The following is a 15,323-nucleotide window of genomic DNA, read 5'->3' as shown; positions in this document are numbered from 1 at the left end:
GCGCGGGGAAGGGAACGGGCACGGGTCCTGCGCCCTGCACCGGTACCCGTCTCCTTCCCGTACGGGCTACCGCCCGGCGCGCGCCCGTTCCTTCGCCAGCCACGGGCCGAACTCGCTCTCCAGCACCAGCCGCCCCAGCTTGCGGTACTCCTGGAGCACCGCCGTGACGAGCTGGTCCATGGTCAGCGGGGTCCCGGACTCCGCCGCCAGGTAGGCGGCGGTCACCGCACAGGCCCGGATCGAGCCGCCCGCCAGCTCGAAGCGGTCCGCGCAGAACTCCAGGTCGAGCGTGGCGTCGCGCGGGATCGCCGGGCCCAGGCAGCGGTCCCACAGGGCGAGGCGCTGGCGGGCGTCGGGCATCGGGAACTCCGCGATCACGTCCAGGCGGCGGGTGAACGCCTCGTCGAGGTTGGCCCGGAGGTTGGTGGTGAGCACGGCGATGCCGTCGAAGGACTCCATGCGCTGGAGGAGGTAGGCGGACTCCATGTTGGCGTGCTTGTCGCGGGAGTCGTTCACCTGTGAGCGCTTGCCGAAGATCGCGTCGGCCTCGTCGAACAGCAGGATGCCGTTCACGTCGGACGCCTCGACGAAGATGCGCTCCAGGTTCTTCTCGGTCTCCCCGATGTACTTGTCGACCACCGTGGACAAATCCACCACGTAGAGCTCCATGCCCAGTTCGGCGGCGACCACCTCGGCGGACATGGTCTTGCCGGTGCCGGACTCCCCGGCGAACAGGGCTATGACGCCTCTCCCCCGGCCGCCGCCCGGCCGCATCCGCCACTGCCCGAGGACCGTCTCGCGGTGGCGGGCGCGCAGGGCGAGTTCGGCGAGCTGGGTGCGGGTGGCCGGGGGCAGCACCAGGTCGTCCCAGCCGACGCCGGGCTCGATGCGGCGGGCGAGCCGTTCCAGGCCCGCGCCGTTCTGGGCGCGGACCGCCGCCCGCAGGTCCTCCGGGCCGACCGGCCGGGGCTCCAGGGCGGCCAGCCGGGAGGCGACGGTCGCGGCCCGGCGCAGTTGTCCGGAGTCGAGCCGGTAGGCGGCGGCCGCCTCGACGAGCGCGTCGCCGGCGGTGGCGTGCGCGGCGGGCAGGCCGACCGAGCGGCCCGCTTCGACGAGCGCCCGCCGCCACTGCCGTGCCATGCCGTCGGGGCCGGGGGGCGGGACGGTGACGGGCACCGGGCTCTCCTGGGTCCACAGCGGATCCCAGTTCCTCTTCCCGTACGCGATCAGGGGCGTGGAGCCGAGCGCCGCGCACAGGGACCCGAGCAGCCGGGCCCCCTCGGGGCGTTCGGGGGCGAGTGTTTCGAGCGGGCCGAGGACGACCCCGGCGCGGCCGAGTCGGGCTTCGGTCGCCAACGCGCGCACGAGAGGGGCTGGTTGGGGTGCTGTGGCGAGCGCGGCGATGTCGACGGCGAGCGGGCGCCGGGCCGCGGCGTGCAGGGCCGCGACCGCGACGCCGTGCGGGTCGCCGCCCCGGTCGAGCAGATGGACCAGGCCGCTGCCCGTGCCGAGGGCGGCCGCGACCCGGGGGACCTCGGGCCGCTCGTCCGGCTCCGGGGTGCGGGTGTCCTCCCGGACGATCCCGCGCAGTCGGCCGTCGATCTCGTCGTCGCCGAGGAGATGGGCGGTGACGCGGTCGGGGACGCACAACAGCCTGGAGAGCAGAGGCCGTTCGATGTCGGCGATCTCCACCAGGCCGCCCGCGACGAGCGGGGAGGACGGCGAGAACCGGAAGCGGCCGGAGCCGGCGGCGGGCAGCCCGCAGAGCTCCAGGGCGAGCCCGATGGTGGGGCGGCGGCGGGTGAGGTCGTCGTTGAGGTAGCCGTACAGCCGCTCGAAGCGGGTGTCGATGTCCGGGGCCAGGGCGATCAGCAGGAGGTCGACGTCCGGCGGTGCCAGACCGAAGCGTTCGGCCAGTTCGCCGAGTCGGCCGCCGCCCTCCGCGCCGGCCGCGGCCGCGCGCCCGTCACCGTGCGCCGGTACGGGCGTGAACGCGTCGCGGGTCTCCAGGATGCGGGCCGCCGCCTCGGGGGTGAGGTACTGCCCCCGGTAGGGGTCGTCGGGGTCCGGGTCGGCGGCGCGGCGGGCGGCGACGGCTTCCCGGACCCGCTGTTCGACGTGGCCGAGCCGCTCCCAGAGCACCTCGATGTCGGTCACCTCACGCCTCGGTACGGCCTGTTGCGCTGCCGGGGTCATCGTGCTGCGTTCCCCCGCCTGCGTCGGCCGGGCGGCAGTCGCCGTTCCCGGGGTGCGGCGAAGCCCTGCCCGCCGGGGTCGGTCGCCCCGTCGTAGCGCAGGCGGCGGCCGGGGTCGCCGGGGTCGCCGTCCACGTGCGGTGCGGCCTTCATGACGAGGCCATCGGTGACCGGCGGTCCGGCGGCGGTGCGTTCGCCGGCCAGCGGGGCGAGGACCCGGAGGTCGATGGCGGCCTTCAACTCGCCGCCGAGCGCGGACCAGACGTCGGAGGCGGACGGGCCGCCGGCTCCGGGTCCGGCCGCCTCCAGCTCGACGGTCAGGCCGAGTTCGGCGAGGCTGCCGGTGTGCAGCCGGGCGGGCAGCGTGTCCGTGCGGACGAGGGTGCGCAACACCTCGGAGAGCAGGCGGTGTTCGTCCTGCGGGCGGTTGGTCCAGGCGGTGACCAGATAGGTCAGCTCGAACCAGCGCGGCGGGGTCCGCCACCCGGTGACGACACCTTCCTCGTCATGCGTCTCGGCCGTGCCGGTACGCCGCCGGGCCGCGTCCTCGCGGATGCCGTGCAGGAAGACGCTGATGGTCGGGGCGTTGCGACGGGCCGACCAGTCCTTCGTCGGGGCGTCGAAGACCAGGTCGACGCCGCTGTCCTCCAGTCCGGCCTCGGCGAGCAACAGCCTCAGCCCTTCGTCGACTTCGTGGATCATCGGCGGATCACCTCGTCGGGCGGGGTGATGGTGCCGAGCACGACGAGGAAGTCCGTCTTCACCGGGCTGAACCCGGGGCCCTTCGCGGTGATGTCGCGCGGCCCGATCTCGTCCTTGGCCAGGACGAGGAGCTGGGCGATGAACGTGCCGTCGCCCAGCGGCCGGGTCGGGGCGGAGGCGGCGGTGATGCCGGGCTTCCAGCTGAGCGTGACGGGTGCGCCGGGCGGGAAGTCCTTGCCGCGTACGGAGGTGACGAAGCCGGGTTTGCCGACCTCGGGCACCGCGATGATCCGGGGTCGCAGGATGCGCAGCGGGATCCGGGAGACGTTGTCGCGGAGGTTCGCGTCGGTGCCGGTGGTGGTGAGCGACGCGGTGATCGTCGTCCGGAGCGCCTTGTCGGGCGAGAGGACGACGCTGATGACCGTGGAGGCGCGGGATGCGAGGTCGGGGAGCGCGCAGGCGCCCGCGGCGCAGCCTGCCGGGAGCGGGCCGGCGGGGATGCCCCGGGGCAGCCCGAGGTCCAGCCGGAGGCCGGTGGCCAGGGCGTTCCTGCCGTTGCGCACGGTGTACGTGACGACCACTTTGCCGCCGACGTAGCCGGGGCTGGGCTGGGCCCGCACGGTGACGGCGGGTCCCGCTTCGGGCGCGGGCGGCGGGGGTGCGGGGGCCGGCGGCGGGGGCGGTGTGGTCGCCGGTGGCGGGGCGGGCGCGGGGGTCGTCGGCGTGGGGGCCGGGGACGGCGGGGGTGTCGTGGGCGGGGCCGTGGCCGGTGGGGGCGTCGTCGGGGGCGGGGTGGGCGGTAGGGCGTCCTCGACCGGGACGATCGTGCCGGTGGCGTTGTCCGTGGGGTTCGGGTCGATGACCGCCCCGGTGACGGACCAGTTGACGCGCTGGATGCCGGTGGTGACGCCGGTCAGCCGGGCGGTGATCTCCATGTCGGCGCCGGGCGGGACGGTGCCCAGGTCGCACTGAGGGGTGCCGGGTGCGCAGGTCGCGGTGTCGGTGGTCAGTTCCTCCAGCCGTACGCCGGGCGGGGCGTCGACGGTGAGGGTGGTGCCGGGCGAGGGGGCGGGGCCCCGGTTGGTGACGGTGATCGTCACCTCGGTTTCGGAGCCGACCTCCAATGCGGGCCGGGTGGGCGGCGCGGTGAGCGACAGATCGACGGACTGCTGGAGGGCGGGCTCCTTCTGCCGGCCGGCGTGGGTGTTGTCGACGGGGGCCAGCTCACCGGAGGCGATGTCGAGGACGGAGAGCTGCTCCATGGAGTTCGGGGCGAGTTCCCGGCGCGCGGTGAACACCAGTTTGTCGCCGCCGGGGGTCCAGGCCACGTCGCGGGGCTGGTGGGGGCCGGTCGCGGTGGTGTCGGGGACCGGCAGGTCGCAGCCGTCGGGGTTGTCCTTCTGGACGGAGGGCAGCACGACGCGGCAGCCGCCGCCGCGCAGGGGCTTGATGAGGACGCCGGCCTGCTGGTTGACCCTGCCGCCGCCGTCCTTGCGGTTGAACGCCACCTTCAGGCCGTCCGGGGAGAACGCGGGGCTGTCGTCGATGACGTCGCAGTCGCCGGGGCAGATGGTGGCGCTCAGGTCCCGCTGCCGGCCGAGGTCGGCCACCGGAACGACCCAGATGTGCTTGTTGCCGCCGTTGCCGTTGATGACGTGGTTACGGGTGAAGGCGAGGTTGACGCCGTCGGAGGACCACGTCGGCTGGGCGTCGCCGCCGGTCTGCTGGCCCTCGGGCGGCCGGATCTCGTCGAGAATCTCACCGCTGGCGACGTCGGCGACGAGGATGCGGCTGGGTCCCGCCGCGTCGCCGCTGCCGCCGGGCGAGGTGCGGGTGAAGGCGAGCCTGGTGCCGTCGGGCGAGAAGGCGGGGTCGGTGTCCCAGTCGTTCGGGCCGCGCCCGGCGAGCGGCAGCACCGCCGCGTTCCTGCCGTCGGCGTCGGCCATCCAGATCCGCTCGATCCGCCCGGCATCGGTGTCCTCGAAGCGGGTGACGACGATGCGGCGGCCGTCGGGGGTGTAGCTCTGCCGCTCGGTCCACGGGTCGAAGCCCGCGGCCGGGCTGAACAGGGGGTCCACGGCGGGGTTCTCGTTGGTGCGGGCCGCCGGGTCCTCCTTCAGGATGGTGAGGCCCAGGTCGCGGGGGTCGGAGCCGTCCTGGCGCACGTCCTGGAGCGTCACGATCTGCGCGGCGGCCAGCAGTTCGTCGGGCTTCTTCACGGTCCTGGGGTCCGGGGTGATCCGGGGAACGACGACGGTCCCGGCCGGGGGGAACCAGGTGGGCGGCCCCACCTGGCGGTTCTCGTTGACCAGTTGGTCCGGCGGGTTCGTGCCGTCGAAGGCGGTCACCCGGTAGACGTGGTCGAAGTCGTCGCAGCCGCAGGTGTGGTAAGGGCTGAGGAAGACGACGTCCTTCCCGTCGGGCAGCCAGGAGGCCGACCGGGTGCCCCACGCGGCGTGCCCGCCCGCCAGCAGCGGGCGGTCGGTGCCGAGGCCCTCGGTGGCCCGCAGTTCTGTGCCGTCGTCGACGTCGGGGTCCGGGTCGGTGGTGAGGGTGTACGCGACGGTGTTGCGGTCGGCGGGGTCCGCGCCCGGGTTCCAGGACGGCTCGGTGGCCTCACCGGCCGGCCCGTCGCTGATCCGGGTCTGCGGGCCGCCGGCGACATCCCGTACGTATATCTGCCGGCCGAGCGCGGTGTCGGCGTCACAGGCGTACGCGATCCTCGTGCCGTCCGGGGACCAGGTCGGGGACTCCTCGTTGTCGGCGGTGTCGGTGAGCCGCCGGAGATTCGAGCCGTCGACGCCGACCGACCACAGGTCGCGCTGGACCGTGCCGCCGGGGCCGGGCTCCGCCGAGTCGAAGACGACGGTCCGTCCGTCCGGGGAGAGTTCGGGCCGGGCCGCGTCCCGGCCCTCGGTGAGCCGGCGCACCGACCCGTCCGCGCCCCGTACGTACACCTGGGGTTCGGCGCTGTCGCGCAGGCTGGTGAAGACCAGGACGTCACCGCGGGCGGAGGGGTCCTGGTCGTAGTGGGCGGGCCCGTCGCCGAACAGCGGGTCGGTGGTGTCCTCGCCGTTGGCCCGCCCCAGGCTCCGGTGTTCGGTACCGGCGAAGGCGATGCGCCCCGCCGGGCCCGGTTCGGCGTCGGCCGGGGCGGCGACGGCCTGGCCCGCCCCGTCCGGTGCGGCGGCCGAACCGACCAGCAGCAGCGGCGCCAACAGCACCACCGCGCCGGTCAGTCGGCCCAGCCGGGAACGCTTCGCCGGGCCAGCAGTGCCGGTCACGGCCCACCTCACAGTCTGTCGATCGACTCTCCACCGGCCAGCCTCGCGTTCGCGCCGGGGCGGGGAACAGGCCGCGAGTACCCGGAACGGGGGAAGGGACCGCTGCCCTTTGCGGCGGCCGCCCTCCCTCAGATCAGCCCGTGGCGCATCGCGTACCCCACCGCGTGGGCCCGGTTGCGCAGTTCGAGGCGGGTCGCGACCTCGTGCAGCACGTTCTTGACGGTGCGTTCCGAGTACGAGGTCTTCTGCGCGATCTCCGCGGTGTCGCAGCCCTCCGAGACCAGCCGGATCATCTCCGCCTCGCGCGCGGTGAGGGTGGACAGGGTGAGTCCTCGGGGGTCGAGGACCGTGCGTTGGAGGGAGCTGACGTGGTCGAGAAGCTTGCCGAGCAGATCGCCCGGCAGGACGCCCTCGCCGTTGGCCATCGCGCGCACCAGGTGGACGAGCCGGTCCTGGTCGGCCTCTCCGCGCCGGAGGACGGCGGCGACCCCGCACTCGATCATGGTCTGGAGGGCGCCCGACTCGAAGTAGCCGACGACCAGTCCGGTGCGGGTGGCGGTGTTGCGCTGGAGGCGGTGCAGGAGCTGGACGGTGGGCTCGCCCACCGTGTCCACCACGACCAGGGAGACCTGCGCCCGGTCCGCCTCGGCCTCCGGGAGCAGTTCTATCTCCGGTCGCACGCGGAGTTGGTGGATCATGCCGGTCTGCAGGATCAGGTCCTCCGCGTACACCGCGACGGAGACCCTGCCCCCGGGGGCTCCCCCGGCGCCGGGCGTGCGGCGGTCGGCGGTGTCGGGCCTGCGGTACTGCCCGCGTGCCGCCGTGCTGTTCGTCGTTTCCGTGATCGTCATCGTTCCGTGCCCGTCTTCCTCAGGTACTTCAGCCCGATATGCCTGCTGTGCTCGTGATCGCCCCGCCGGGCGGGGCAGGGCGCCCGGGCCCGGCGGGCGGGCGCGGGGACACCGTGCCGGTGGGCCCGCGGGGCACCACCGCTGCCCGCTTCCTGCCCTTGCGTCTCTGCTGCCGCGCGACACCGGCGGCCTACCGTCGCAGAGTGACCACATCTGCCGAACTCGCAAGCCCCACGGTGACGGTGTCGCCGGGCGGTACCGCGACGACCACCCTGACCGTGCGCAACGACGGCGACATCGTCGAGGCCTACACCCTCGAAGTGGTCGGCGACTGTGCCGCCTGGACCACCGTCGAGCCGGTGCGTGTGTCGCTGTACCCGGGCACCTCCGAGACGGTGACCCTCACCTTCGCCCCGCCCCGCTCCCACGAGGTCCGGGCGGGCGAAACCCCCCTGGCCGTACGGGTGCTGCCCGCCGAGCGGCCGGAGTCGGTGGTGGTCCCGGAGTCCACGGTGACCGTGGAGCCCTTCCACGAGCTGCGCGCGGAGCTGGAACCGCGCCGCCGCCGGGGCTGGCTGGGTGCCCGGTTCCGTACCGCCGTGCAGAACAAGGGCAACACCCCGGTCGACGTGGCCCTGGCGGGCCGGCAGGACGGGGAGGATCTCCGCCTCGCCCTGGCCCCGGACAAGAAGCGGCTGGAGCCGGGTGAGTCCGGGGAGGTGGCGCTGAAGGTCCGGGCCCGGAAGCTGATCTGGTTCGGCGAGCCCGTCACCTGGCCGTTCGAGGTCCTGGCGACCGAGGGCGGCGAAGCGGACGCCGAGCCCGGAACGACTGCCGAGGCCGGGCAGACCGGCGAAGCCGAGCCGCTGCCCGGGGAGTTCGCCCAGATACCGGTGCTGCCCAAGTGGCTGCTGATCGTGCTGGCCGCGCTGCTGGCCCTGCTGCTCGCCTGGTTCGCCCTGGTGCGGCCCGCGGTGCAGAGCACGGCCGAGCAGGCCGGGACGAAGGCCGCGCAGGAGGAGACCGAGCGGGGCAAGGAGCAGGGGTCGACGCCGCCCGGCGGTGCGGAGAACCCGGCAGGCGGCCAGGGCCAGGGGACCGGTCCGGACGGCACGGGCCCCGGCGGGACCGGCTCCGGCCCGGGCGGGGGCGGCGGCACGGGCGGGAACGGAGGCGGCGGCGGGGGCGGGGGCGAGCAGGCTTCCCGGACCATCGACGTACAGACCCGTGCGGGAGCCACGGGGGAAGGCACCTACAAGGTTCCGGCCGGGAAGGTGTTCCGCGTCACGGACGTCGTGGTGGCGAACTTCCAGGGCGACGAGGGCCTCGTGACGATCTCCTTCGGCGAGAACAAGATCACGACGATCGCTCTGGAAACCTTCCGCAACCAGGACTATCACTGGGTCACCCCCATTCAGGTTCCGGAGAACGCCACCGTCACCGCTTCCGTCACCTGCGCCAAGCCCGGCACTCCGGCAACCGGAACACAAGCTTCCGGGTGCCATCAGGTTCTGAATGTCAGCGGTGTACTGAGCGATCTCGCGCGATAGAAGGACGTTAGAGGGACATGGGAGGAACGACAGGGGGACATGAGAAGGACGTTCGGAGCACGGCGGAATCAGTGGCGCCGAACCCTCTGCCGAGCCTGTTGACGAGACAACAACAGAAACCCGGCCGGGAGGAAACCCGGCGTGCCGGGCGGTGGCGAATTCACCCTCCCCACCGCATCGGAGATCTCCCCCGGATCGGTCGTCCGCGACGCCAGCGGCACCGGAAGAATATCCGCTACACGTGGCCGCATGCACGAACGGGCCTGCTCAGGAGCGGTACTGACGGTTCGCCGAAGGTCGGCCGATGCCCGTTCGGAGCGCTTTCGCGCCCGTTTCCCTCGTCCGCACCCGATCGAATCCGCCAGTCTTCCCGGCTCATTCTGGCCGAATCACATCCCCTCGGCGCGTTTACCCCGCACCCCCGGACGGCTATGGGCCATCGCCGGTTTACCGGGAAAAAGAGATACCAAACACATGGGGTCCCCGGCGCGCCGTCCGCCCTTTCCCCCGCACCCCGGCCGATGCCGCCGGGTTGCCGCCTTCCCTGTGACGGTGTTCTCGTTCTCTTCACGAGGAAGGTGGAATGCGCGTGGGCGAACGGGAATAGGGGCGAAGAGTCCCGGCCGGGCCGCCGAGGGCAGGGTTACCCGGCGTACGAGGGCCCGGAAAGGGCAGGCTCCTTGCCCCGTGTCCAGGCCCCAGGGACCTACTCCCGGCCCGCGCGGCCGGTCAAGACTGGGCGGTGATCGAGTGACCGTCCAGAAGGAGCGAGCATGCCGTCGTACCTCACCCCCGGTGTTTACGTGGAGGAGGTGCAGTCCGGAGCACGGCCCATCGAAGGAGTCGGCACCGCGGTCGCAGCCTTCGTCGGCTTCGCGGGGACGGGCCCCTTCCACCAGCCGACGCTGGTGACCAACTGGGACCAGTACGTGCAGACGTTCGGCGCCTTCACCGCCGACACCTATCTGGCACACGCCGTCTACGGCTTCTTCGCCAACGGCGGCGGCGCGGCCTACATCGTGCGCATCGGCGGTCCCGCGCAGGGCGCCGACCCCGCCGGCCAGGGGTCCGTCGCCCAGGCCCCCGCACCCGTCGCGCTCGGCGGCTTCCTGGTCTCCGCCAAGCCCGGCACGGGCGACGGCCTCTCCGTGGAGATCGCCGACGCCGAGGGCGAGAACCCGCCGGAGGACCGCTTCCGGCTGCTGGTGCGCCAGGGCGGCAAGGCCGTGGAGACCTACGACGTCTCCACCCGCAAGAACGTCAAGGGCTACCTGGTCGCCCAGACCCGCGACTCCCGGCTGATCCAGGTCACCGAGCAGCCCGGCACGGCGCAGAGCCGCCCGGAGAAGCAGACCGTGGCCCTCGCCCCCGCGACGGCGGCGGCGCCCGGCAACGGGGTGGCCCGGCTCGACGCCTCCGAGTACGTGGGCGACGCCTCCGCGCGTACCGGGTTCGCCGGTCTGGAAGCGATCGACGAGATCACGATGGTCGCCGTCCCGGACCTGATGAGCGCCTTCCAGCGCGGCGACATCGACGCCGAGGGCGTCAAGACCGTGCAGCTCGCCGTCATCTCGCACTGCGAGCAGATGGGCGACCGCGTCGCCGTCCTCGACACCCCGCCCGGCATGAACGCCCAGCGCGTCCGCACCTGGCGCAACGAGGACGCCGGTTACGACTCCCGCTACGCCGCCCTCTACTACCCGTGGGTCAAGGTCTTCGACCCGGCGAGCGGCCGCAACTCCCTGGTCCCGCCGAGCGGTCACGTGGCCGGTGTCTGGGCGCGCAGCGACAACGAGCGAGGAGTCCACAAGGCTCCCGCCAACGAGGTCATCCGGGGTGCGGTGGACCTGGAGATCCGGCTCTCCAAGGGCGAGCAGGACCTCCTCAACCCCATCGGGGTGAACTGCGTGCGCGCCTTCCCCGGCCGCGGCATCCGCATCTGGGGCGCCCGCACCCTCTCCTCCGACCCGGCCTGGCGCTACCTCAACGTCCGGCGTCTCTTCAACTACCTGGAGGAATCGATCCTCCTGGGCACCCAGTGGGTGGTGTTCGAGCCGAACGACGACCGCCTCTGGTCGAGCATCCGGCGCAACGTCACCGCGTTCCTCACCGAGGAGTGGCGCCGCGGGGCCCTGTTCGGCCGCACCGCCGAGGAGGCGTTCTACGTGCGGTGCGACCGGAGCAACAACCCCCAGGAGTCGATCGACCTCGGTCAGGTCGTCTGCGAGATCGGGGTGGCGCCGGTGAAGCCCGCGGAGTTCGTGATCTTCCGGCTCTCGCAGTTCTCGGACAGCACCAGCCTCGTCGACGAGTGACCCTCGCGGTCCTTCCCCACCACCCGCAGCACCACCGCAACCGGAACAGGTGACACACAGTCATGGCAGAGGGCGACGCTCTTTCCACCCACGTCTTCGGCGTTCAGCTCGGCGGCTACCTCGTGGAGTCCATCCAGGAGATCAGCGGCATGACCGTCGAGGAAGAAGTCGTCGAGGTCCGTCAGGTGACCGCCGACGGCAAGCAGATCATCCGCAAGCAGCCGGGCGCCCGCCAGGCGGGCGAGGTGACGATCACCCGCGGGCTCGACAAGAGCAGCGAGTTCACCACCTGGATCAAGGAGACCCTCAACAACGGGGCCGTCGACACCGCCCGGCAGAACCTCACGATCGAGATCAAGGACTCGACCGGTGAGACCGTCCGCCGCATCCAGCTGATGCAGGGCTGGGCCTCCAAGTGGGAAGGACCCTCGCTCAAGGCCGGCGAGTCCAGCGCGGCGACCGAGACGGTGACCATCACCTTCGAGGAGATCGTGGTCGAATGAGGCGCCGGACCGTTACGCCGGGCGCCGGGCTGGAGGAGACCCTCGACAACCTGGCCGCCGCGACCGCCACCCGCCAGGAGGCCCCGGTCGCCCCGGCGCCCGCCCGTGCGCCCCGGCGCGAACGGGAGACGTTGCAGACGGAGTTCGCCTTCGAGCTGCCGCGCGGGTACGTCGACGACGAGGGCCAGGTGCACCGGGACGGCACCATGCGGCTCGCGACGGCCCGGGACGAGCTGAAGCCCCAGATCGACCTGCGGGTGAAGGAGAACCCGGCGTACCTGTCCGTGGTGCTGCTGGCCCAGGTGATCACGCGGCTCGGCCCGATCAGCGATGTCCACACGGGGATCGTCGAGCGGATGTACGCGACCGACGTGGCGTTCCTCCAGGACTTCTACCGCCGGATCAACAGCGAGGGCCACACGCATGCCGCGGTGACCTGCCCGCTGTGCCACGGCTCGTTCGAGGTGGACCTCTCGGGTGGGCGCCTGGGGGAATCGTGACGTACGCGCTTCCCCGGCTGCGGGAGGAGATCGCGTACGTCGCCTACCACTTCCATTGGCAGCGTGAGGACATTCTCGACCTCACCCACGGCGAGCGTCAGCAGTGGGTGCGGGAGATAGCGCGGATCAACACCCGCGTCAACGAAGGCGGGTGATCGTGTGGGGTTCGGGGACTGGCTGCGCCGGACGGGCCGTCAGGGGCCTGCGGCTCCGCCGCGGGAGAGCGAGACCCGGGGCGGGGGCGTGCGCGACGACGTGTCGGCTGTGCCGGCCGGCCCCGCCGGGGGCGCTGCGTCCGGCGGGGCCGGGGGCGGTGTCGAAGGCGACGGTGGCTGGGACGGCGGATGGCGGCGGGTGGCCCCGCCGTCGGTGACCGTCGCCCGGTCCTCGATCGGGGTGAGCGACGGGCTGCGGTTCCGCTCGCGCCTGGCCTCCTGGCAGAACCCGTCCCTCGGCGGCGAACTCGGCCATGCCGTCCTGCCGTCGGCCCCGGTCGGCCTCATCCACGGAGTCGCCCGCCCGGGCTCCGCACGCCCCTCGGCGTCCCCCGGCGGCCCGCTGCTGCTGCGCGCGGTCCGGCCCGCCGACGCCGACGATCCGGCTGCGCCCCTCGGGCCCGCTACGGGCCTGCCGTCCGCCTCGGCGGGGAGGACATCCGCACGCGGCACGGGAACGGGTGCGGAGACGGGGGCGAGGAAGCCGGGCCCGGGGTCGCCGCCGGTCCGGCGGTCGGCGGCTTCCGGCGGCCGGTCGGCCACGAGCCGGTCGTCGTCGGGTCCGGCGGGGCCCGGGAAACCGTCCTCGTCGCGTGCTTCGGGGGCTACGTCACAGTCGTCGGCCGACGGCGCTCCGGGGGCCGGGCCGGGGTCGTCGTCCAGAGCCCCGAGGCCCGGGGGCCGGTCGTCCTCGGGTGCTCCGGGGCCCGGGAACCAGTCGTCGGGTGCCTTCGAACCCGCCGACCGGTCGTCATCACCGGGTGCGCCGGGGACGGTGTACGTGTCGCGCTCGACAGCTTCGACGGGACGTACGGCCGCGTCAGGTACGGCGGGGCCGGTCGGCCCGGCCCGGTCCGTGGAGGCGTCCGGGTCCGCGCATGCGGCGCGGTCCGGGTCGATATCCGGGCCCGCGAACACGGCCGGTTCCGGGTCGCCGACCCCGTCTGCGGCCGGATCGGCGACCTCGTCCAACTCCTCGGCCCTGGCGGGCTCGTCCATGTCATCGCTCCGGTCCGGATCGTCGGATTCGGGCGGCTCGGGCCGCTCATCCGGCTCGGGCGGCTCAGGCGCGCCTCTGGGGGGCCTCTCCGTTCCCGGCCGGCCCACGCTCGGGACCGGGAACAACGCCGAGGCTGCCGTCCGCCCGCCCTCGCGGCCCGCTGCCGTGCGTCCGGAGCGGATCACGCCGCCGCTGACCGTGGCCCGACGTCCGGCCATGCCGCTGCGGCAGATCACCGCCCTCGCGCCCGCCGCGCCTGCCACACCCGCCGGCCCGCCCCTCCCCGCCTCCCTCTCGGCGGCGTCCTCGACAGCCGCACCGACGACGGTCCAGCGAGCCGCCCCCAAGCGGCGGAGCGGTCAGGACCGTACGGAGTCGGTCGCCCCGGACCGTACGGGCACGGTCGCCCCGGACCGGCCCGCTCCCCCGCCCTCCGACCTCGGCTCCGCCCCCGGCCGGCTCGCCCCCGAGGCGGTACGCCCGGCCCTCGGCAAGCCGCTGCGGGCGATGCCCGCCGGGGCCGAGCCGGCGGGTAACGACGGACCGGCCGGCGTCGTTCCGTCCGCTCCCGGTGCCGTGCCTCCAGCAGCATCCATGCCGGTGCTGCAACGCCAGACATCGCCGCCGACCCCGCAGGGCCCTGTCAGGCCGTCGAGCCCTCCAGCCCCAGCACCCGCAACACCCCCAGCACCCGCGGCACCCGTGAAATCCGCGCCTTCGTCCTCCGGTCCGGCCGGGCCACCGGCACGGCGCCAGCCGTCGTCGAATCGGTCCGACCCCTTCCCCTCGGTGCGGCGCGCGCCGGCCGTCGGCCCGAACGCCTCCCCCCGGGTGCGCGGCGGGATCGGTGCGCCGCTCCCCTCGCTGCCGCCGAACGCCCGGCTCGGCGGTGTCGCTCCGTTGCTCGGTGACCTTCCGTCGACCGTGACGCGCCCGAACCCGGACCGGGACCCGGGCCCCGCCCCGGCACCGCCGGCCCCACCCGCCGCGATGCCCGTGAGGCCGGGCCCCGCCGTTCCCGACAGGCCCGCCGAACCCACCGCGCCCTCGACCGGGCCCGGCCCCGCCCCCGTCCAGCGCTCGGCCGCCGCCGCTCCCCCGCCCCCGGTACGCATCCGGCCCGTCCCCCGGAACGGCACGGCGACGGCACACGGCTCCGGCGGCACGGCACCCACGTCCAGGTCCACGCCCTCCCTCAGGATCGAGCGAGCACGCACCCTGCTCCCGGACCGGCCCCTGAGCATCAACACCGGCTCCCCCGAAGGGTTTTCGGGGCCCCCGGTGGCGACGGGCGGCGGATCGTCCCGCCCGGTCGTCGCGGCCACCTGGCGGCGCGACGTGGCACAGCCGGAGCCTGCCGGGGCACGCGCCGGTGACGGACGGGGCACCGGTGCCCCGGAGCCGGCACCCTCGGGTGCGACGGCCGGAGCCACGGTCCAGCGCTCCGCGGCGACCGGCCCCCGGCGCGGGCCGTCCGCCGGTGACGTGCTCCAGCGACTCGTCCGACGCTCCGCGCCGGCCGCGACGTCCTCGCCCGTGCCTCCCGTCGCGCCGCCGCACCAGGCCTCCGGACCGGTGGCCCGCCGTGCCCCGCAACCGGGTCCCGCGCAGCCACCCGTCGTCCGGCCCCACCCGCCCGCGGCGCCCCGGTCGGCGGACGCCGTTCCCGTACCCGTACAGCGTCAGGCGATGCCGGTCGTGCCCGACGGCGCCGGTCCGCCGGCCGCCGGGCCGGCCCCCGGGGGCGGTGCCGCTCCCGTCGGATCCCCGCCTCCCTCCGTACGGGTGCCATCCCGCCCGCCCGCGCGGAGTGCCGGGCCGGGCCGCCCGGAGTCCAGGGCCCAGGCGGTCCAGCGTCGGGGTCACCGGGGTGCCCGTCCAGGCCGCCCCGGCGAAGCCCGCTACCGGGGCGTCACCGGGGTGCCCGTCCAGGCCGCCCCGGCGAAGCCCGCTACCGGGGCGACGGGGGCGGCCACCGGCCCCACCGACGCTTCCGACGCTCCCCCGGCGAACCGGCTGAGCGGGACGGAGATCGAGGAGCTGGCCCGGCGGCTCCTCGACCCGGTGAGCCGGCTCATCCGCGCCGATCTGCGCCGGGGCCGGGAACGCGGCGGGCGGCTGCACGACGGCCGCCGGTGACCGCACCGGCACCGGTTCCCCCTCCCGACGCTCGTACCGCACGACAGACCGCAGAGAAGACGAGAGACG

At 74.2% G+C, this 15,323-nt stretch carries 11 protein-coding genes; 6 read left to right on the top strand and 5 right to left on the bottom strand.

Annotated elements, in window-relative coordinates:
- Positions 1-66: 66 nt before the first annotated feature.
- The 4 genes from CCZ36_RS25540 to CCZ36_RS25525 all read right to left on the bottom strand — a co-directional run bounded on the left by CCZ36_RS25540 (position 67) and on the right by CCZ36_RS25525 (position 7,032).
- On the bottom strand, positions 67-2,196 hold the full coding sequence (locus CCZ36_RS25540; protein ID WP_128818646.1) for an ATP-binding protein: 2,130 nt from the start codon (positions 2,194-2,196) through the stop codon (positions 67-69).
- Positions 2,193-2,897, bottom strand: a complete 705-nt coding sequence (locus tag CCZ36_RS25535) for a DUF4255 domain-containing protein (RefSeq protein ID WP_069741837.1) — start codon at positions 2,895-2,897, stop codon at positions 2,193-2,195. Before CCZ36_RS25535 ends, CCZ36_RS25540 begins: the two co-directional genes overlap by 4 nt.
- Positions 2,894-6,181 (bottom strand): DUF11 domain-containing protein, encoded by a 3,288-nt coding sequence (locus tag CCZ36_RS25530; protein ID WP_128818645.1) that lies wholly within the window; start codon positions 6,179-6,181, stop codon positions 2,894-2,896. The genes CCZ36_RS25535 and CCZ36_RS25530 overlap by 4 nt, the downstream gene beginning before the upstream one ends.
- Before the next feature lie 128 nt (positions 6,182-6,309).
- Positions 6,310-7,032 (bottom strand): helix-turn-helix transcriptional regulator, encoded by a 723-nt coding sequence (locus tag CCZ36_RS25525; protein ID WP_069740573.1) that lies wholly within the window; start codon positions 7,030-7,032, stop codon positions 6,310-6,312.
- A gap of 236 nt (positions 7,033-7,268) precedes the next feature.
- Between CCZ36_RS25525 and CCZ36_RS25520 the strand changes: the two genes are divergently transcribed.
- The 5 genes from CCZ36_RS25520 (at position 7,269) to CCZ36_RS34900 (ending at position 12,055) form a co-directional block, all read left to right on the top strand.
- A complete protein-coding gene (locus tag CCZ36_RS25520; RefSeq protein ID WP_128819741.1) occupies positions 7,269-8,582 on the top strand; it encodes a COG1470 family protein in 1,314 nt (437 codons plus the stop codon).
- A 773-nt stretch (positions 8,583-9,355) separates the two neighbouring features.
- A complete protein-coding gene (locus CCZ36_RS25515; protein ID WP_069740575.1) occupies positions 9,356-10,897 on the top strand; it encodes a phage tail sheath family protein in 1,542 nt (513 codons plus the stop codon).
- A gap of 62 nt (positions 10,898-10,959) precedes the next feature.
- Entirely contained in the window at positions 10,960-11,400 is a 441-nt protein-coding gene (locus CCZ36_RS25510) for a phage tail protein (RefSeq protein WP_006127703.1), read from the top strand.
- Positions 11,397-11,900, top strand: a complete 504-nt coding sequence (locus tag CCZ36_RS25505) for a hypothetical protein (RefSeq protein WP_069740576.1) — start codon at positions 11,397-11,399, stop codon at positions 11,898-11,900. The genes CCZ36_RS25510 and CCZ36_RS25505 overlap by 4 nt, the downstream gene beginning before the upstream one ends.
- Entirely contained in the window at positions 11,897-12,055 is a 159-nt protein-coding gene (locus tag CCZ36_RS34900) for a DUF6760 family protein (protein WP_003966147.1), read from the top strand. The genes CCZ36_RS25505 and CCZ36_RS34900 overlap by 4 nt, the downstream gene beginning before the upstream one ends.
- A 39-nt stretch (positions 12,056-12,094) precedes the next feature.
- On the opposite strand, the gene CCZ36_RS35980 is transcribed toward CCZ36_RS34900, so the two are convergent.
- Positions 12,095-13,114 (bottom strand): hypothetical protein, encoded by a 1,020-nt coding sequence (locus CCZ36_RS35980; protein ID WP_069740577.1) that lies wholly within the window; start codon positions 13,112-13,114, stop codon positions 12,095-12,097.
- A 1,921-nt stretch (positions 13,115-15,035) separates the two neighbouring features.
- Here CCZ36_RS35980 and CCZ36_RS35975 point away from each other — a divergent pair.
- Entirely contained in the window at positions 15,036-15,254 is a 219-nt protein-coding gene (locus CCZ36_RS35975) for a hypothetical protein (RefSeq protein ID WP_237302742.1), read from the top strand.
- The last annotated feature ends 69 nt before the right edge of the window (positions 15,255-15,323 follow it).

The sequence above is a fragment of the Streptomyces sp. S063 genome (assembly GCF_002832675.1).
Taxonomy (GTDB): Bacteria; Actinomycetota; Actinomycetes; order Streptomycetales; family Streptomycetaceae; genus Streptomyces; species Streptomyces sindenensis.
The sequence above is the reverse complement of the archived record's forward strand: the minus strand, read 5'-3'. Positions and strand labels throughout refer to the sequence as shown.